The sequence below is a fragment of the Neisseria basseii genome (assembly GCF_962707005.1).
Classification (GTDB): domain Bacteria; phylum Pseudomonadota; class Gammaproteobacteria; order Burkholderiales; family Neisseriaceae; genus Neisseria; species Neisseria bergeri.
This window is the reverse complement of sequence record NZ_CAUIXH010000014.1, coordinates 1-17,446: the sequence shown is the minus strand read 5'-3', so window position 1 is coordinate 17,446 and position 17,446 is coordinate 1. Positions and strand designations below refer to the sequence as shown.

Here is a 17,446-nt window from a genome sequence, read left to right as displayed (position 1 = left end):
AACTGTATAGTTCGCTTCTTCAAGTCGGGGCGTAGCGCAGCCCGGTTAGCGCATCTGCTTTGGGAGCAGAGGGTCGTGAGTTCGAATCCCACCGCCCCGACCAATCAATCAGCACGAATCGGCATGAGCGCCCGTAGCTCAACCGGATAGAGCACCGACCTTCTAAGTCGGGGGTTACAGGTTCGATTCCTGTCGGGCGTGCCAAGAATTTGATTGAAAACCGTTTTTATGGTGGCTGTAGCTCAGTTGGTAGAGCCCCGGATTGTGATTCCGGTTGTCGTGGGTTCGAGCCCCATCAGCCACCCCAGATAAAGACCTGTACTTTTTGGTACAGGTCTTTTTCTATTTGTGCTCATTATTTGCATCAGTCATATTGGTGCGGCGGATATGCCGTCTGAAGCTGTTTTCCCTGTGGGGAAAGGGTATTTTAGATGGGGCATGTGCGCCTTCAGCTTTGCCTTTCGTATATGCTTCTGTATCATGTAGGTTTTCTGTCTTTTATGGTTTCTGTCGGAGGCTTTGATGGTTGGCCATTGGTCTGTTCCTGATTTTGAATCGAAAATCTGTCCGCCCGAGGCGTTGGCGGCGCGTTTGGCGTTGTTGCCGCGCCCGCTGGTGTTTACCAACGGCTGTTTCGACATCCTTCATCGCGGTCATGTTACTTATCTGGCGCAGGCGCGTTCGGCAGGGGCGGCGTTGGTACTGGCGTTGAATACCGATGCTTCGGTGCGGCGTTTGGGCAAGGGCGGCGACCGCCCGATTAATCCTTTGGAGAACCGTGCCGCCGTTGCCGCCGCGTTGGAAAGTGTGGATTTGGTTACTTGGTTTGACGAGGATACGCCGGCGGCGTTGATTGAGACGGTCAAACCTGAGATTTTGGTCAAGGGCGGAGATTGGGCCGTGGATAAGATTGTCGGTGCGGCAGAAACGCTGGCGCGCGGCGGTCAGGTGTTTTCAATTCCGTTTCTGCACCAGACTTCGACGACGAAGACTTTGGCAAAAATCCGTGCGGCAGAGGGCGGAAAATGACGGTTTTGAAGCCTTCGCACTGGCGGGTGTTGGCGGAGCTTGCCGACGGTTTGCCGCAACACGTCTCGCAACTGGCGCGTGTGGCGGACATGAAGCCGCAGCAGCTCAACGGTTTTTGGCAGCAGATGCCGGCGCATATACGGGGGCTGTTGCGCCAACATGACGGCTATTGGCGGCTGGTGCGCCCTTTGGCGGTTTTCGATGCCGAAGGTTTGCGCGCGTTGGGGGAAAGGTCGGGTTTTCAGACGGCATTGAAACACGAGTGCGCGTCCAGCAATGACGAGATACTGGAATTGGTGCGGATTGCGCCGGACAAGGCGCATAAAACCGTATGCGTAGCCCACCTGCAAAGCAAGGGCAGGGGGCGGCAGGGGAGGAAGTGGTCGCACCGTTTGGGCGAGTGTCTGATGTTCAGTTTCGGCTGGGTGTTTGACCGGCCGCAGTATGAATTGGGTTCGCTGTCGCCTGCTGCGGCAGTGGCGTGTCGGCGTGCTTTGGGGCGTTTGGGTTTGGAAACGCAAATCAAGTGGCCAAACGATTTGGTCGTCGGGCGGGACAAATTGGGCGGCATTCTGATTGAAACGGTCAGGGCGGGCGGCAAAACGGTTGCCGTCGTCGGTATCGGCATCAATTTCGTGCTGCCCAAGGAAGTGGAAAACGCCGCGTCGGTGCAATCGTTGTTTCAGACGGCATCGCGGCGGGGCAATGCCGATGCCGCCGTGCTGCTGGAAACGTTGTTGGCGGAACTGGACGCGGTGTTGGTGCAATATGCGCGGGATGGATTTGCGCCTTTTGTGGCGGAATATCAGGCTGCCAACCGCGACCACGGCAAGGCGGTATTGCTGTTGCGCGACGGCGAAACCGTGTGCGAAGGCACGGTTAAAGGTGTGGACGGACAAGGCGTTCTGCACTTGGAAACGGCAGAGGGCGAACAGACGGTCGTCAGCGGTGAAATCAGCCTGCGGCCCGACGACAGGCCGGTTCCCGTGCCGAAGCGGCGGGATTCGGAACGTTTTCTGCTGTTGGATGGCGGCAACAGTCGGCTCAAGTGGGCGTGGGTGGAAAACGGCACGTTCGCAACCGTCGGCAGCGCGCCGTACCGCGATTTGTCGCCTTTGGGCGCGGAGTGGGCGGAAAAGGCTGATGGAAATGTCCGCATCGTCGGTTGCGCCGTGTGCGGAGAATTCAAAAAGGCACAAGTGCGGGAACAGCTCGCCCGAAAAATCGAGTGGCTGCCGTCTTCCGCACAGGCTTTGGGCATACGCAACCATTACCGCCACCCCGAAGAACACGGTTCCGACCGCTGGTTCAACGCCTTGGGCAGCCGCCGCTTCAGCCGCAACGCCTGCGTCGTCGTCAGTTGCGGCACGGCGGTAACGGTTGACGCGCTTACCGATGACGGACATTATCTCGGCGGAACCATCATGCCCGGCTTCCACCTGATGAAAGAATCGCTCGCCGTCCGAACCGCCAACCTCAACCGCCCCGCCGGCAAGCGTTACCCTTTCCCGACCACCACAAGCAACGCCATCGCAAGCGGTATGATGGACGCGGTTTGCGGTTCGGTTATGATGATGCACTGCCGTCTGAAAGAAAAAAACGGCGCGGACAAGCCTGTCGATGTCATCATTACCGGCGGCGGCGCGGCAAAAGTCGCAGAAGCTATGCCGCCTGCATTTTCGGCGGAAAATACCGTGCGCGTGGCGGACAACCTCGTCATCCACGGGCTGCTGAACCTGATTGCCGCCGAAGGCGGGGAATCGGAACACGCTTAAAAAATATGCCTTTTTTCAACACGGGGCGGCATCCGTCCGAATCCGTCCGGATTCTGCCGCCCGACAGACTGCCGCCCGGGCGGGCGGGGTTTCAAACATTGAGGAAATTCTAATGAAATGGCTCTTCACTCTTTTGGTGGTACTCAATATTGCCGTATTCGGCGGCACGGTGGGTTATAAATTGGCCGTTAAAGCGACGGGCGGCGTGCCGGAAAACCGGGCCGTCGAAAACACGCCCCCCGCAACGCCCGCCGTCGGCAATGCGGCGGCATCCGTGGAGGATACGGCGGCACTGCTCAAACCGGGCGACATCCTGACCGAAGAGCAGGACGAGCAGTTGCGCTTGAAAAAAGAAGCGGAACAGAAAAAACTGAGGGAGAAAAAACAGCGTGAAGAAAAAGCCCGCCGCGAAAAACTCGCCGCCGAAAAGGCGCAGGCGGAACGTGAAAACAGTACGGCGGATGCCTTATGCGCCGCGCAGGCAAGCCTCACGATGGACGAAGACGACTACCACCGCATCAAAGGGCTTTTGGGCAAATGGTCGCACGTTGCCAGCAGGAGCGTTGAAAAACGTACCGCCAAAGCCAAACCTGCCGACAAAACCTACCGCGTCGTCCTGCCCGTTTCCGGCAATGCCGAAGAACAGGCGGCGGAGCTGTCTGCCAAAGGTTTCAACCCCATACCGTTTGACGGCGCATTGAGTTTGGGTGTCGGCAACAGCCGGGAAAACGCCCAAGCCCTGCAAAACCGGCTTGCCGGCGCAGGATTCGGCGGGGCGTATATTGTCGAACGCGCGGCGGAAACCGGCCGGCAGGACGATTCTTTGAGCGTGTCGCGTATGACGGTTTTGTTTACCGGCGTGAATGCCGCCGATGCGGACGAAATCCGTAAAATCACGTCCCCATACGGCAAACTGAACCTCAAGTCTTGCAAATAGGCGCGAAAGCCGGACAATAAATGCCAAACCCACCGCGAAGGTGGGTTTGGCATTTCGGTTTTGAGTATCTGATATATAAAAAGGGAATGTATGTCTCGTATATGCCGACTCCAAGTGTGAAAGTGAATGATGAGGGAATACAGTGTTTAATGGTTCGGAATTGACGACTTCCGAGTAGTTTTAATTATACGCTAATAATAATAATTATCAATAAAAAATCAAAAATAAACACATATTTTTTGTAATATTATGAAAATAAAGAGATTAAATATTTTGTAAAGGGTGCGCACACGATGTCCAATATATTTTATGCACCCGTTTCCTGATAAAGGTTCACGCTGGGATATCAAGGTTTACTTATCGTATGCCTTTACCGCAAGTGAGCCGCAAACAGGGTTTGGTTTATCGGTATCCTGAAAACACAAATGCCGTCTGAACACATTTCAGACGGCATTTCGCTGCTCTTTTCAATTCAATATTCCGCCGAATGCCAAAACGGTTGTCCGACTGTCGGCGTACTGGCTTGCGCTTTGGTGCGAGCCTCGACCGGTTCGGCTTCAAATGCCAGTCGTCCGGATTCGACGGCGAGTGCAAAAGCGCGCGCCATATTGACCGGATCGCCGCTGCGGGAAACGGCGGTGTTCAAAAGCACGCCGTCAAAGCCCCATTCCATCACTTGTGCCGCCTGTGAGGGCAAACCTAAGCCCGCGTCGATAATCAGCGGCGTGTCGGGCAGGCGTTCGCGCAGGACGTTCAACGCGTAGGCGTGAACCGCGCCCAAACCCGTGCCGATCGGGGCCGCCCACGGCATCAACGCCTGACAGCCTGCGTCGAGCAGGCGGCGGCAGGCAATCAGGTCTTCGGTGCAATAAGGCAGCACTTTGAAGCCGTCTTTAATCAGGATTTCCGCCGCTTCGACAAGTTGGAACACATCCGGCTGCAAGGTGTCGTCGTCGCCGATGAGTTCGAGCTTAATCCAATCGGTTTCAAACACTTCGCGCGCCATCTGCGCCGTCGTAACCGCTTCCTGCACGCTTTGGCAGCCTGCTGTGTTCGGCAGCATCGGGATACCGCTTTCTTCCAATAGCGACCAAAACCCCTGACCGTGTGCCTCCCCACCGCTTCCCGCGCGGCGCAGCGAGACGGTAATCATCGCAGGCTGGGCGGTTTGGATGGATTGTTTGAGGATTTCGGGGGTCGGGTAGGCAGCCGTACCGAGCAGCAGCCGCGAGGGGAAAGTTTCTCCGTATAGGGTGAGCATAAAAATTCCTTGATATGTTTGGGATACGATGCCGTCTGAAAGCCGGCGGCGTGCCTTTGGGGTTTCAGACGGCATTCAGCCGCCGACCACCGGCCGCACGATATCGACTTTGTCGTTTTCGTTCAAAACCGTTTCCGCATACGCGCCTTTGGGGACGAAAACGGTGTTGACCGCCACGGCAAAGGGCTGTTGCGGCGCGGTTTGGGCGATGAGGTCGGCAACGGTCGTGCCGTGGAGTTCGGCGGGTTCGCCGTTTAAGATGATGTTCATGGTTTCTCGATATTTCGGTGTTTATAGAGGTTTTCAGACGACCTTTGTAAATGTTGGGTTGCAAGCGAACCTGCAACATTTGTGTCCATTAATATTTTTATGTTCAATTATTTATTATTTTTCTATTTCAATCCCATTAATATAGGCAAATTTAATCATAATATCTCCATTAAATTCACATATGTCTAATGAAATGCTTTCCTTTGGTAATTCATTCAAAGAATTATAAAAACCAATATACTTTTTTCTTAATTTGTCTTTTTTGATTATTTTATTAAAATACTGCTGCGCCTTAGCTTTTCCGCTAAAATAATAGATGTAATACAATAAATTATAGTCATTCATATCCTCATTTATAATTTTTTCAATATTGGTTTCTGTGTCCTCAAAGTCGTCAAATAACGGTATTATATGCTCCCTTATGAGTTTGCTAACATCCTCTACCGTATATTTATAGCTTGCTCCTGCTAACTGCCACCAAATCCAAGGTTTTCTATTTATCAAGCTCCCCAACTCTCCGCCATATATAAAACCATTATTGATATTTGCCTTTTTCATATCTTTTGAGTAAATGGCGATATGTGGAATAAATTGCACGCTACATTGATAATTGTGCCTATCAGCCTGAAAATAGATTTCAAATGTAATATCCCTGTTTTTAGATACTCTCTTTAATTTCTGCCCTTTAGAAATTATCTTAAAATCAGGAAATTTGCTTGCTATTTCTTGCCATGCTTTTTCACATAACTCTCTTGGTTTCATTGTTATCAAATTGCTCCTTATGTATCTTTTTAAAATTTTAAAATATGATAAAAATGAATAAAATAAAAAATAAATTCCTCTGTAAATATATTATCTGGTACGTCTGGTTTTAGACTTTATTATTTTCAGACGATCTTATTTATTTTTATTCCACAAAGCCTGAAACGCTTTAACCACCGCTTCGGGATTTGCCGCTTCGGTCACGGCACGGACGACGGCGAGTGAGGAAACGCCGGTTGCCAATACCTCTTCAGCATTGTTCAAATCGATGCCGCCAATAGCGACGACGGGCGTGCCGCCTGCCTGTTTCACATATTCGCGCAGTTTGTCCAAGCCTTGCGGGGCGGTGGGCATTTGCTTGGTCGTGGTCGGGAAAATCGCGCCGCTGGCGACGTAGCTGGGGTGTACGGACAGGGCGCGGTCGAGTTCGGCGACGGAGTGCGTACTCAAACCCAAGCGCAAACCGGCGGCGGCGATGGCGGCAAGGTCGGCGGTGTCCATATCTTCCTGCCCGAGATGCACGCCGTATGCGCCTGCTTCTATCGCTTCGCGCCAGTGGTCATTGATGAAAAGCTGCGTACGGCTGCCCTGACAGGCGGCGACGCAATGGGCGATTTCGCGTTTCAATTCATCGCCGTGCAGGGTCTTGCAGCGCAGTTGCACCGTGTCGGCACCTGCTTTGACCATGCGCTCCACCCAATCGGCGGTGGGAACGACGGCGTAGAATTTGAGCGGGGATTTCAAGGGGGGGGAGGTCATAGGGTGTCCTTTCAGACGGCTTTAATCTTGTCTTCGGATATACGCTAAGCCGCTTTCTTCATCACGTTCGGGTGCGTCTTTTCCGTCAAACAGTGCCACTGCCAATCTGACGGCGGCGGCGGTTACGGTGGGGGAGATCATGAAACCGTGGCGGAAAAGGCCGTTGATTTCAAGCAGGCGGCGTTCGCGGCTGTAACGGATTTCGGGGTTGTGGTGATTGAGCGTGGGGCGCAGGCCGGTGGCGATTTCGAGGATGTCGGCTTCGCCAAAAGCGGGGTGGACGGCATAGAGTGCGGACAAGAGTTCCAACCCTGAACGCACGCTGGCGGGAGCTTGGCTTTCGCTTTCGATTTGGGTCGCGCCGATGACGAAGACGTGGTTTTCTTTCGGGGCGATGTAGAGCGGATAGCGCGGATGGAGCAGGCGCACGGGGCGGTTGAGCGTGATTTCGGGCGTATAAACCCGCGCCACTTCGCCGCGTATGCCGCGCAAGGTGCTGGTGTGTTCGGGGGATTGGTTCCACGCGGTTTTTGCGCCGTAGCCGCGGCAGTCGATCAGCCAGTCGTATTGGGCTTGCAGGTCTTCGGGGGCGCATTCGTGTTCCCAATGGCAAGGGACGTTCAGTTCGTCCAAAGCGTCGGCAAGTGCAGACAATATTTGCCGCCCGTCGAGCTGACCTTCGGTCGGCAGGTAGATGCCGTCTGAAAAACGTCTGCCGAGTTGCGGTTCGTGTTTGGCGATGTCGTCGGCGCGCCAACGGACGATTTCGTCATCCGCTACGCCGCCGCGTTTGAGATGGCGGACGAACTCGCTGGATAAAGGTTTGTCCTGTCCGTGCCACACAATCAGGCTGCCGTTTTCCTGCATCATCGTGTGCGTGTTCAGACGGCATCGGATGCCGCGCCAAAGCGGGATGCTCTGCCTGCCCAGCCTGACCACTTCGGGCGTGGCTTCGACCGCTTCCGCCGCAGGCGCGAGCATGGCGGCGGCAACATAGGCGGCGGCGTGTTCGCCTTGGCGAGTGCCTTTGTCGAAAAGTGCAATCTGATAACCTTGTTCTGCAAGTTGCAGTGCGGTCAGCCTTCCCGAGAGGCCGCCGCCGAGGATGGCGATACGGGTCATGACGGGTTCCTTTGTATGTCGGATGATTTTTTAAACGGTAGGCGTACCGATACGGTGGCAATGGCGGTAGCAATCATTACGGGCGCGGTCAGGCCGATGCTGCTTTCCCAGCCTGTCGACAGCAGGGAGCGGTAGAGAATGAAGCCGGCCAGCCATAAGGCCAGTCCGACAACATCAAAGCCTTTTACTTCCTCACGTCGTTTTAAGACGAAGAAGTCGGCAATCAAAACTGCCGCCATCGGCGCAAATACCGAGCCGATCAAGAGGAGGAAGTTTTCATATTCGGTAACGGGCAGGAGGACGGCAAGCAGTGTGCCGACAACGGCGACGGCAATGGCGACGGGTGTTTCCGCAAGTTTGGCGGAAATATTGTTGGCACTTACGCCGGCGGAGTAAGCATCGAGAAAAGTGGTGGTAACGGTCGACAGGACGACTGCCAGAATGCCCGTTATGCCCAAGCCCGCGCCCAACAGGATTTTTGCCACATCGGTTTCTCCGGTGAACAACGCTGCTGCCAAACCCAAGGCATACATCCAGCAGCCCGTCAGCGTATAGGCGAGCGTTGCCGTCAGGGTTGCCGCAAACGGGCGGCGTGCTTGGCGTGTGTAGTCGGCGGCCAGCGGCAGCCAGGAAAGCGGCATGACGGCGGACAATTCGACTGCTGTTCCGAAGCTCATGCCGTCTGAAACCTGTGCGGCGGTGCTGCCTGCCGTGGAAAAGACTTCGGCACTCAGCCACAGAACCGCCAACAGCATCAGCACCATCGAACCGGTTTCCAGCCAGCCTGTTTTGCGTGCGCCGAAAATCAGCCACAAGACAATCAGCGCGCCGTTGGCAAAAGCCCACCAGGAAAACGACCCGTTTTGCCAGAGCATTTTGCCCAGTGCGGAACTTGCCGCCGCACCCGAATAAATCATGACGGCCGTCCAGCCGACCAGTTGCAGCACGTTCGCCGCCGAAAATAAGACGGAACCGCCTGTGCCGAACGACAGGCGTATGCTTTCCATCGCGCTTTTTTGCGTGAATGCGCCGATATATGCCGCCGCGAAAAACAATATGCCGCCGATGGCATGGCCGAGCAGCAGTGCCGCCAAACCGCGTTGCCAGCCCAAGGGGGCGAGCAGTGTGCCCGTGCTGATTTCGGCAATTGATACCGCCGCGCCGAACCAAATCAGCCCGATGCCGGCAGCGGAGGCGGCAGACGAAGGTTGTTGTGAAATATTGCCCGACATATGACGTCCTTTAAAAAGAAGGAAGGTGGGCGGGGAAGTGCGGAAAGGGAACGGAAGCCCGAACGGGCAGGGAAGGTTTGTTTCCTACGCAGGCATTACCCCGACAGGTTCTACGGATTTTGCTTTCGCAATCTCAGCCGCCCGGCGGGCAGCACTCCGACAAGGAGCTTTAAGTGTACACAAAAGCAGGGGATGTTGGCAAAAATCTTACATTTCAGGCGGTACGATACATTTTAATAACAAATGCCGTATAATCAGCCCACTGATCTTCTATGTCCCGACACCATGCATCAAACCTATTATGCCGTACAGCGAGATTTGCTCGAAGCCAACCATCTTTCTCCCGATTTGCTTGCCCAAAGCCTGAGCATTATCGGCACCAACCATGTCGATTATGCCGACATTTATTGTCAGCGCACCGCCTATGAAAGTTGGCATTTGGAAGAGGGCATCGTCAAATCGGGCAGCTTCCAAATCGATCAGGGTGTGGGCGTGCGTGCCGTTTCGGGCGATAAAACTGCTTTTGCCTACGCCGACAGCCTGTGTATCGATTCGATCAACCGTTCCGCCCGCGCCGTCCGCGTGATTGGTGCGGCCGGTGGCGAGGCCAGCGTCAAAGTGCCGACACCTGCCTACGGCAAGCCTGTCCATATGGCGATGGATCCTATTGCCAGCCTTGATTCCGCTGCCAAAGTCGCGTTGTTGAACAAAGTCGAAACGCTGGCCAAAGCCGCCGATCCGCGTATCGTGCAAGTGATGGCCGGTTTGACCTGCGAATACGATATGGTGTACATCGCCCGTTTGGACGGTAAACACGCTGCGGATATTCGTCCGATGGTGCGCCTGAACGTTACCGTCATCGCCAAACAGGGCGACAGGCGCGAACAGGGCAGCGCGGGCGGCGGCGGACGTTATGATTTGGCGTATTTCGATGAAACTTTGGTACGGCAGTTTGTCGATTCCGCCGTCAAACAAGCCCTGACCAATCTAGAATCCCGTCCTGCGCCTGCCGGCGAGATGACCGTCGTTTTGGGCAACGGCTGGCCGGGCGTGTTGCTGCACGAAGCGGTCGGACATGGTTTGGAAGGCGATTTCAACCGCAAAGAAACCAGCGTTTTCTCCGGCCGAATCGGCGAGCGCGTCGCCGCCAAAGGCGTGACCGTTGTGGATCAAGGCGATATTGCCGACAGACGCGGTTCGCTCAATATAGACGACGAAGGCAACGAAACCCGCCGCACCGTATTGATTGAAGACGGTATTTTGGTCGGCTATATGCAGGACGAAACCAACGCCCGCCTGACGGGTACGCAATCGACCGGCAACGGCCGCCGCGAAAGCTACGCCTCCGTTCCTATGCCGCGCATGACCAACACCTTTATGGAAAATGGCGGCTACGAACCCGACGAAATCATCGCGTCCATCGACAAAGGCATTTACGCCGTCAACTTCGGCGGCGGACAGGTGGACATTACCAGCGGCAAATTCGTGTTCAGCGCGTCCGAAGCGTGGTGGGTGGAAGGCGGCAGGCTGCAATACCCTGTCAAAGGCGCGACCATTATCGGCAACGGCCCCGAAGTGCTGAAACACGTTTCGATGATAGGCAACGATACTGCGCTGGACAGCGGTGTCGGCGTGTGTGGCAAAGAAGGGCAGAGCGTCCCTGTCGGCGTAGGGCAGCCGACTTTGCGGATTGATGCCGGACTGACCGTCGGCGGTAGCGAAATCTGAAACAGACCAACACGAAATGCCGTCTGAAGCCTTCAGACGGCATCGCCTTATTCTTTTTTCTGATGTTTGATATTCCCAAGCATTCTTTAACATTATCTTACAAGTTCATTAAAATACCGCCTTTCGTTAAGCTGATTTCTGATTCTGATGAACTGGCCTTATTTAATCGATGCCGTACCCAAATTCGCTGATGCGGCAAAGCTGACGCTGGAATTGTCCGTTTACGGCGTTGTTTTGTCGTTGCTGTTCGGCCTGCCCATCGCCGTGGTAACGGCATACCGCATCCGCCCCTTCTACGCATTGGCGCGCGCCTATATCGAGCTGTCGCGCAATACGCCCCTGCTGATCCAATTGTTTTTCCTGTATTACGGCCTGCCGAAAATGGGCATTAAATGGGACGGTTTCACCTGCGGCGTGATCGCACTGGTTTTCTTGGGCGCAAGCTACATGGCGGAAGCCATCCGCGCCGGTATTCTGGCCGTCCCCAAAGGGCAGATCGAAGCGGGCAAGGCCATCGGTTTGAGCCGCTTTCAAGTATTCCGCTATGTCGAATTGCCTCAGGCATGGGCGGTCGCCGTTCCCGCCATCGGCGCAAACGTATTGTTTTTGATGAAAGAAACATCTATCGTCAGCGCGGTCGGCATTGCGGAATTGCTGTTCGTTACCAAAGACATCATCGGCATGGACTACAAAACCAACGAAGCCTTGTTCCTGCTGTTTGCCAGCTACCTGATCATCCTTCTGCCCGTTTCGCTTCTGGCGCGCTGGGCCGAAAACCGCGTACGGAGTGCAAAATATGGTGTTTGACTGGCTGTTTGAAGGACAAAACGCGGCACGCTTGGGCGAAGGCTTGTTGCTGACGGCACAGATTTCCCTGGCCTCCGTTGCCGCCTCCTGCGTATTGGGTACGCTGTTCGGCTTGGTTTTGCGTTCGCGCAACCGGCTCATCCGCTTTATCGGACGGTTTTATCTCGAAACCATCCGAATCGTACCGATTTTGGTGTGGCTGTTCGGCCTGTATTTCGGCTTATCCGTCTGGACAGGCATCCACATCGACGGATCTTGGGTCTGTGTCTGGGTATTTACCATGTGGGGCATCGCCGAAATGGGCGATTTGGTCCGCGGCGCATTGGAATCGATTGAAAAACACCAGGTCGAATCAGGCCTGGCACTCGGCTTAAGCCGCGGGCAGGTATTCCGCTACATCGAGCTGCCGCAAAGCATCCGCCGCGTATTGCCCGGCGCCGTCAATCTGTTTACGCGCATGATCAAAACCAGCTCGCTCGCCTCCCTTATCGGCGTCATCGAAGTCGTCAAAGTCGGCCAGCAAATCATCGAAAACTCGCTGCTGACGCAACCCAATGCTTCATTTTGGGTTTACGGCCTGATTTTTATGCTGTATTTCTTCTGTTGCTGGCCGCTGTCGCTGCTGGCGGCAAAACTTGAACAAAAATGGGAACACTGACATGGCTTTACTGAGCATCCGCAACCTGCACAAACAATACGGCAACGTAACCGCCATTCAATCCTTAGACTTGGACTTGGAAAAAGGCGAAGTCATCGTACTGCTGGGCCCGTCCGGCTGCGGCAAATCCACCCTCCTGCGCTGCGTCAACGGTTTGGAGCCGCACCAAGGCGGCAGCATCGTAATGGACGGGGTCGGCGAATTCGGCAAAGACGTTTCCTGGCAAACCGCCCGGCAAAAAGTCGGCATGGTCTTTCAAAGCTATGAACTGTTTGCCCACATGACCGTCATCGAAAATATCCTCTTAGGCCCGGTGAAAGTACAAAACCGCAACCGTGCCGAAGCAGAGGCACAAGCCGACAAACTGTTGGAACGCGTCGGCCTGCTCGACCGCAAAAACGCCTATCCGCGCGAACTCTCCGGCGGCCAGAAACAACGCATCGCCATTGTCCGCGCCCTGTGCCTGAATCCGGAAGTCATCCTGCTGGACGAAATCACCGCCGCACTCGACCCCGAAATGGTGCGCGAAGTCTTGGAAGTGGTTTTAGAACTCGCCCGCGAAGGCATGAGCATGCTCATCGTAACCCATGAAATGGGGTTTGCCCGCAAAGTTGCCGACCGCATCGTCTTCATGGACAAAGGCGGCATCGTCGAATCGTCCGACCCCGAAACCTTCTTCTCCGCACCAAAAAGCGAACGTGCCCGCCAATTTCTGGCAGGCATGGACTACTGATTTACCGCAAACCGTCAGAACCCCTTTCAGACGGCATTTCATCCCAAGCAAACATTCAAAAAGGAGATTCCCAATGAAACTGAACGCCAAACTCAAAGCCCTTTTGGCTTCCGCCGTCATCGCCGTCGGTTTGACCGCCTGTGGGGGCGGCTCCGGCGATGCCCAATCTTCACAAAGCGGCGGCGCGGCAACCGTTGCCGCCATCAAAGAAAAAGGCGTCATCCGTATCGGCGTATTCGGCGACAAACCTCCGTTCGGCTATGTTGACGCCAACGGCAAAAACCAAGGCTTTGACGTTGAAATCGCCAAAGACCTGGCCAAAGACCTGCTCGGCAGCCCCGACAAAGTCGAGTTCGTCCTGACCGAGGCTGCAAACCGCGTCGAATACGTCCGTTCCGGCAAAGTCGACCTCATCCTCGCCAACTTCACCCAAACCCCCGAACGCGCCGAAGCCGTCGATTTTGCCGATCCCTATATGAAAGTGGCGTTGGGCGTGGTTTCCCCCAAAGGCAAACCGATTACCGACGTGGCGCAATTGAAAGACCAAACCCTGCTGGTCAACAAAGGCACGACCGCCGACGCTTTCTTCACCAAAAGCCATCCCGAAGTCAAGCTGTTGAAATTCGACCAAAACACCGAAACCTTCGACGCGCTGAAAGACGGCCGCGGCGTAGCACTCGCGCACGACAACGCCCTGCTGTGGGCGTGGGCGAAAGAAAACCCGGATTTTGAAGTCGCCATCGGCAACCTCGGCCCCGCCGAATTTATCGCCCCCGCCGTTCAAAAAGGCAACGCCGACCTCCTGAACTGGGTCAACAGCGAAATCGCCGCCATGAAAAAAGACGGCCGTCTGAAAGCCGCCTATGAAAAAACCCTCTTGCCCGTGTATGGCGAAAAAGTCAAACCGGAAGAATTGTTGGCCGAATAAGTTTGTTTGACAAGAAAATCCGTATCCGTATTTGAAGGCGGGTGCGGATTTTTTTCAGCCGCCGAAAATATCGAAAGTCCAAAGGAAAAATCAACTATATCATTGTTTTATTTATTTATTTATTTATTTTATCATTCTTGCGTGTACGGAAATCAAGTTCGTCCGTTTTTGCCTGTTTTTGAATTTCGGGAAACTTCCAAATCGTCATTCCCGATAAAACGCTTCAGCCTTATGTTTCCGGATGACCGTTTTTGTGGGAATGACGGCGGAGCGTTTCTGTTATTCGGATAAATTCCTACGGTATCGAAACGGCGATAAGGTGTTTTTCTTTATTATATAATTTCAATGCAAAATGATATTTTTTGAATCAGCGTGCCGCAAAGCCGGAAAAAATGTTCGAGCCGCATCGGCGGCAGACGGGACGAAAAATGACGTTTGATAAATGGTTGGGCTTGTCAAAACTGCCCAAAAATGAAGCAAGAATGCTGCTGCAATATGTTTCGGAATATACGCGCGTGCAGTTGTTGACTCGGGGCGGGGAAGAAATGCCGGACGAAGTCCGACAACGGGCGGACAGGCTGGCGCAACGCCGTCTGAACGGCGAGCCGGTTGCCTATATTTTAGGTGTGCGCGAATTTTATGGCAGACGCTTTACAGTCAACCCGAACGTGCTGATTCCGCGCCCCGAAACCGAACACTTGGTCGAAGCCGTATTGGCGCGCCTGCCCGAAAACGGGCGCGTGTGGGATTTGGGGACGGGCAGCGGCGCGGTTGCCGTAACCGTCGCGCTCGAACGTCCCGATGCGTTTGTGCGCGCATCCGACATCAGCACGCCCGCCCTTGAAACGGCGCGGAAAAATGCGGCGGATTTGGGCGCGCGGGTCGAATTTGCACACGGTTCGTGGTTCGACACCGATATGCCGTCTGAAGGGAAATGGGACATCATCGTGTCCAACCCGCCCTATATCGAAAACGGCGATAAACATTTGTCGCAAGGCGATTTGCGGTTTGAGCCGCAAATCGCGCTGACCGACTTTTCAGACGGCCTAAGCTGCATCCGCACCTTGGCGCAAGGCGCGCCCGACCGTTTGGCGGAAGGCGGTTTTTTGTTGTTGGAACACGGTTTCGATCAGGGCGCGGCGGTGCGCGGCGTGTTGGCGGAGAATGGTTTTTCAGGAGTGGAAACCCTGCCGGACTTGGCGGGTTTGGACAGGGTTGCGCTGGGGAAGTATATGAAGCATTTGAAATAATTGTTTGCAAAATTGGCGGGCTTTCCGTTATTGGGTTATGATGTGTTTCGATATGTAAACATTTATAGGTTTGGAGCGATAAACAATGAATGCAGTCGTAGTTGCCGTAATCGTTATGCTGGTGCTGTCGCTGTCGCGCGTGCACGTGGTATTGAGCCTGACGGTCGGCGCGTTTGTCGGCGGCGCGGTGGCGGGTATGCCGCTGCAAAACATTGCCGATGCGGCGGGACAGGTCAGTCAGGCGGGGATTATCCCCGTGTTCAACAAAGGTTTGGAAGGCGGCGCGAAGATTGCGCTTTCTTATGCGATGCTCGGCGCGTTTGCGATGGCGATTACCCATTCCGGCCTGCCGCAGCAGCTTGCCGGCGCAGTCGTCCGCAAGCTGAACCGGGGCGGTATGCCCGACAGCGTGCGTTCGGGCGAGGGTGCGGTCAAATGGCTGCTGCTTTCCATCATCCTTGTGATGGGCATTATGAGTCAGAACATCATACCCATCCACATCGCCTTTATCCCGATGATTGTCCCGCCGCTGCTTTTGGTGTTCAACCGCCTGAAAATCGACCGCCGCCTGATTGCGTGCGTCATCACTTTCGGGCTGGTTACGACCTATATGTTCCTGCCTTACGGCTTCGGCGCGATTTTTTTGAACGAAATCCTGTTGGGCAACATCCATTCCGCCGCTCCGGAGCTTGATGTGAAAAACATCAACGTAATGGCGGCAATGGCGATTCCCGCGTTGGGAATGCTGGCCGGACTCCTGCTGGCGTTTGTCCACTACCGCAAACCGCGCCTGTACCAAAGCAACAATGCCGATACGGCGGGCAACGCCGACGCGGCAAACCGTCCGCAGCCGTCCGCCTACCGCAGCCTGGTTGCCGCCGCCGCCATTGCCGTATGCTTTGCCATACAGTTGATGTATGAAGACTCGCTGGTGTTGGGCGCGATGCTCGGTTTCGCCGTATTTATGATGTTGGGGGTCATCAACCGCGACAAGGCAAACGACGTATTCGGCGAAGGCATCAAGATGATGGCGATGGTCGGCTTCATTATGATTGCCGCGCAGGGTTTTGCCGCCGTGATGAATGCGACCGGGCATATTCAGCCGCTGGTGGAAAGCAGTATGGCGATATTCGGCAACAGCAAAGGTATGGCGGCGTTGGCGATGCTGGTGGTGGGGCTTTTGGTAACGATGGGCATCGGTTCGTCCTTTTCCACTTTGCCGATTATCGCCGCGATTTATGTGCCTTTGTGTACCGGTTTGGGTTTTTCGCCGCTTGCCACCGTCGCCATCGTCGGCACGGCGGGGGCGTTGGGCGATGCCGGTTCGCCCGCGTCCGATTCCACGCTGGGCCCGACGATGGGGCTGAACGCCGACGGGCAGCACGACCACATCCGCGATTCCGTCATCCCGACCTTCATCCACTACAACATCCCGCTGCTGATTGCCGGCTGGATTGCCGCGATGGTGCTGTAAATGGACGCGGTTCAAGAGTTGGAACGCCGTATTGTCGAACTGGAAATCCAAACCGCGCTTCAGGAGGACGTAATCTCCGGCCTGAACGCGATGGTGGCGGAATTGCGGCAGACGCTGGATTTGCAGCAGGCTCAGTTGAGGCTGCTGTATCAAAAAATGCAGGACAGGAATCCCGACGCGCAAGAGCCGTATTCCCTGCGCGACGAGATTCCGCCGCATTATTGATGCGCCGCCGTATCCGGATTTCCTTAAAAAAGGCTGTGTTTGAATATTCCGCCGGTGCAAACCTAAGATATATAGTGGATTAACAAAAATCAGGACAAGGCGACGAAGCCGCAGACAGTACAAACAGTACGGAACCGATTCACTTGGTGCTTCAGCACCTTAGAGAATCGTTCTCTTTGAGCTAAGGCGAGGCAATGCCGTACCGGTTTTTGTTAATCCACTATAACTTTAATCAGTCGGACAAAATGCCTTTTATCCGATGAAACCGATTCTTGTCCGAACGGCAATGAGCGGCTTCCCCCGCTGCAAACAGATAAAACCAACCGGGTATTCAAACACAGCCAAAAAAAAGCCGTCCGAACCCAAAGGGGACAGACGGCCAAACACATTACGGGGAAAACGTCTTACTCAATGAGTCTGCGAAACAGACATTGCTAAAACAACTGCAATTATAAGGTAAGTTTATTTTTTTTTTTTTTTTTTTTTTAAAGAAATT

Annotated in this window: 17 protein-coding genes, 3 tRNA genes and 1 riboswitch; of the genes, 14 read left to right on the top strand and 6 right to left on the bottom strand. The window is 54.6% G+C overall.

What is annotated here, in order from left to right; all coding sequences use genetic code 11:
* Positions 1-25 precede the first annotated feature (25 nt).
* From Q9I99_RS07960 to Q9I99_RS07935, 6 genes are all read left to right on the top strand, one after another.
* Positions 26-103, top strand: a tRNA-Pro gene (locus Q9I99_RS07960).
* Positions 104-127: 24 nt separating this feature from the next.
* Positions 128-204 (top strand) — tRNA-Arg (locus Q9I99_RS07955).
* A gap of 27 nt (positions 205-231) precedes the next feature.
* Positions 232-307 (top strand) — tRNA-His (locus tag Q9I99_RS07950).
* Between the two features lie 215 nt (positions 308-522).
* Entirely contained in the window at positions 523-1,029 is a 507-nt protein-coding gene (rfaE2, locus tag Q9I99_RS07945; protein ID WP_301668256.1) for a D-glycero-beta-D-manno-heptose 1-phosphate adenylyltransferase, read from the top strand.
* Positions 1,026-2,804 (top strand): bifunctional biotin--[acetyl-CoA-carboxylase] ligase/type III pantothenate kinase, encoded by a 1,779-nt coding sequence (locus tag Q9I99_RS07940; protein WP_301668257.1) that lies wholly within the window; start codon positions 1,026-1,028, stop codon positions 2,802-2,804. Before rfaE2 ends, Q9I99_RS07940 begins: the two co-directional genes overlap by 4 nt.
* A gap of 112 nt (positions 2,805-2,916) precedes the next feature.
* Positions 2,917-3,741 (top strand): SPOR domain-containing protein, encoded by an 825-nt coding sequence (locus Q9I99_RS07935; RefSeq protein WP_301668258.1) that lies wholly within the window; start codon positions 2,917-2,919, stop codon positions 3,739-3,741.
* Positions 3,742-4,213: 472 nt separating this feature from the next.
* Here Q9I99_RS07935 and Q9I99_RS07930 read toward each other — a convergent pair whose 3' ends face one another.
* From Q9I99_RS07930 to cytX, 6 genes are all read right to left on the bottom strand, one after another.
* The gene (locus tag Q9I99_RS07930) at positions 4,214-5,002 is read right to left on the bottom strand and encodes a thiazole synthase (protein WP_301668269.1); all 789 of its coding nucleotides are present in this window, start codon (positions 5,000-5,002) and stop codon (positions 4,214-4,216) included.
* 75 nt (positions 5,003-5,077) lie between these two features.
* On the bottom strand, positions 5,078-5,272 hold the full coding sequence (gene thiS, locus Q9I99_RS07925; RefSeq protein WP_003708858.1) for a sulfur carrier protein ThiS: 195 nt from the start codon (positions 5,270-5,272) through the stop codon (positions 5,078-5,080).
* Between the two features lie 114 nt (positions 5,273-5,386).
* Positions 5,387-6,034 carry a DUF4304 domain-containing protein gene (locus Q9I99_RS07920; protein ID WP_301668259.1) on the bottom strand — a complete coding sequence of 216 codons (648 nt, stop codon included), beginning with the start codon at positions 6,032-6,034 and terminating at the stop codon, positions 5,387-5,389.
* 135 nt (positions 6,035-6,169) lie between these two features.
* On the bottom strand, positions 6,170-6,793 hold the full coding sequence (gene thiE / locus Q9I99_RS07915; RefSeq protein WP_301668260.1) for a thiamine phosphate synthase: 624 nt from the start codon (positions 6,791-6,793) through the stop codon (positions 6,170-6,172).
* Positions 6,794-6,814: 21 nt separating this feature from the next.
* Positions 6,815-7,915, bottom strand: a complete 1,101-nt coding sequence (locus Q9I99_RS07910; protein ID WP_301668261.1) for an FAD-dependent oxidoreductase — start codon at positions 7,913-7,915, stop codon at positions 6,815-6,817.
* Positions 7,912-9,147, bottom strand: a complete 1,236-nt coding sequence (gene cytX, locus Q9I99_RS07905) for a putative hydroxymethylpyrimidine transporter CytX (RefSeq protein WP_301668262.1) — start codon at positions 9,145-9,147, stop codon at positions 7,912-7,914. The genes Q9I99_RS07910 and cytX overlap by 4 nt, the downstream gene beginning before the upstream one ends.
* A 64-nt stretch (positions 9,148-9,211) precedes the next feature.
* Positions 9,212-9,316, bottom strand: a riboswitch (TPP riboswitch).
* A 116-nt stretch (positions 9,317-9,432) separates the two neighbouring features.
* Between cytX and tldD the strand changes: the two genes are divergently transcribed.
* The 8 genes from tldD (at position 9,433) to Q9I99_RS07865 (ending at position 16,950) form a co-directional block, all read left to right on the top strand.
* Positions 9,433-10,875 (top strand): metalloprotease TldD, encoded by a 1,443-nt coding sequence (gene tldD / locus Q9I99_RS07900; protein WP_301668263.1) that lies wholly within the window; start codon positions 9,433-9,435, stop codon positions 10,873-10,875.
* A 147-nt stretch (positions 10,876-11,022) separates the two neighbouring features.
* The gene (locus tag Q9I99_RS07895) at positions 11,023-11,682 is read left to right on the top strand and encodes an amino acid ABC transporter permease (RefSeq protein WP_301668264.1); all 660 of its coding nucleotides are present in this window, start codon (positions 11,023-11,025) and stop codon (positions 11,680-11,682) included.
* Positions 11,672-12,340, top strand: a complete 669-nt coding sequence (locus tag Q9I99_RS07890) for an amino acid ABC transporter permease (RefSeq protein ID WP_301668265.1) — start codon at positions 11,672-11,674, stop codon at positions 12,338-12,340. The genes Q9I99_RS07895 and Q9I99_RS07890 overlap by 11 nt, the downstream gene beginning before the upstream one ends.
* 1 nt (position 12,341) lies before the next feature.
* Positions 12,342-13,073: an amino acid ABC transporter ATP-binding protein gene (locus Q9I99_RS07885; RefSeq protein ID WP_263339965.1), complete on the top strand. Its 732-nt coding sequence runs from the start codon at positions 12,342-12,344 to the stop codon at positions 13,071-13,073.
* Between the two features lie 73 nt (positions 13,074-13,146).
* Positions 13,147-14,001: an amino acid ABC transporter substrate-binding protein gene (locus Q9I99_RS07880; RefSeq protein ID WP_301668266.1), complete on the top strand. Its 855-nt coding sequence runs from the start codon at positions 13,147-13,149 to the stop codon at positions 13,999-14,001.
* 428 nt (positions 14,002-14,429) lie between these two features.
* A complete protein-coding gene (gene prmC, locus Q9I99_RS07875; protein WP_301668267.1) occupies positions 14,430-15,251 on the top strand; it encodes a peptide chain release factor N(5)-glutamine methyltransferase in 822 nt (273 codons plus the stop codon).
* Between the two features lie 85 nt (positions 15,252-15,336).
* The gene (locus Q9I99_RS07870) at positions 15,337-16,725 is read left to right on the top strand and encodes a Na+/H+ antiporter family protein (RefSeq protein ID WP_301668268.1); all 1,389 of its coding nucleotides are present in this window, start codon (positions 15,337-15,339) and stop codon (positions 16,723-16,725) included.
* The gene (locus tag Q9I99_RS07865; RefSeq protein ID WP_003686929.1) at positions 16,726-16,950 is read left to right on the top strand and encodes a SlyX family protein; all 225 of its coding nucleotides are present in this window, start codon (positions 16,726-16,728) and stop codon (positions 16,948-16,950) included. It abuts the gene before it with no gap.
* Positions 16,951-17,446 lie beyond the last annotated feature (496 nt).

Excerpts from the sequence above, each read along its gene's own strand:
- thiE (WP_301668260.1), bottom strand. The coding sequence starts at position 6,793 with ATGACCTCCCCCCCCTTGAAATCCCCGCTCAAATTCTACGCCGTCGTT.
- Q9I99_RS07870 (WP_301668268.1), top strand. The coding sequence starts at position 15,337 with ATGAATGCAGTCGTAGTTGCCGTAATCGTTATGCTGGTGCTGTCGCTG.
- rfaE2 (WP_301668256.1), top strand. The coding sequence starts at position 523 with ATGGTTGGCCATTGGTCTGTTCCTGATTTTGAATCGAAAATCTGTCCG.
- cytX (WP_301668262.1), bottom strand. The coding sequence starts at position 9,147 with ATGTCGGGCAATATTTCACAACAACCTTCGTCTGCCGCCTCCGCTGCC.
- Q9I99_RS07890 (WP_301668265.1), top strand. The coding sequence starts at position 11,672 with ATGGTGTTTGACTGGCTGTTTGAAGGACAAAACGCGGCACGCTTGGGC.
- Q9I99_RS07920 (WP_301668259.1), bottom strand. The coding sequence starts at position 6,034 with ATGAAACCAAGAGAGTTATGTGAAAAAGCATGGCAAGAAATAGCAAGC.
- tldD (WP_301668263.1), top strand. The coding sequence starts at position 9,433 with ATGCATCAAACCTATTATGCCGTACAGCGAGATTTGCTCGAAGCCAAC.
- Q9I99_RS07895 (WP_301668264.1), top strand. The coding sequence starts at position 11,023 with ATGAACTGGCCTTATTTAATCGATGCCGTACCCAAATTCGCTGATGCG.
- prmC (WP_301668267.1), top strand. The coding sequence starts at position 14,430 with ATGACGTTTGATAAATGGTTGGGCTTGTCAAAACTGCCCAAAAATGAA.
- Q9I99_RS07930 (WP_301668269.1), bottom strand. The coding sequence starts at position 5,002 with ATGCTCACCCTATACGGAGAAACTTTCCCCTCGCGGCTGCTGCTCGGT.
- thiS (WP_003708858.1), bottom strand. The coding sequence starts at position 5,272 with ATGAACATCATCTTAAACGGCGAACCCGCCGAACTCCACGGCACGACC.
- Q9I99_RS07940 (WP_301668257.1), top strand. The coding sequence starts at position 1,026 with ATGACGGTTTTGAAGCCTTCGCACTGGCGGGTGTTGGCGGAGCTTGCC.
- Q9I99_RS07885 (WP_263339965.1), top strand. The coding sequence starts at position 12,342 with ATGGCTTTACTGAGCATCCGCAACCTGCACAAACAATACGGCAACGTA.
- Q9I99_RS07935 (WP_301668258.1), top strand. The coding sequence starts at position 2,917 with ATGAAATGGCTCTTCACTCTTTTGGTGGTACTCAATATTGCCGTATTC.
- Q9I99_RS07880 (WP_301668266.1), top strand. The coding sequence starts at position 13,147 with ATGAAACTGAACGCCAAACTCAAAGCCCTTTTGGCTTCCGCCGTCATC.
- Q9I99_RS07865 (WP_003686929.1), top strand. The coding sequence starts at position 16,726 with ATGGACGCGGTTCAAGAGTTGGAACGCCGTATTGTCGAACTGGAAATC.
- Q9I99_RS07910 (WP_301668261.1), bottom strand. The coding sequence starts at position 7,915 with ATGACCCGTATCGCCATCCTCGGCGGCGGCCTCTCGGGAAGGCTGACC.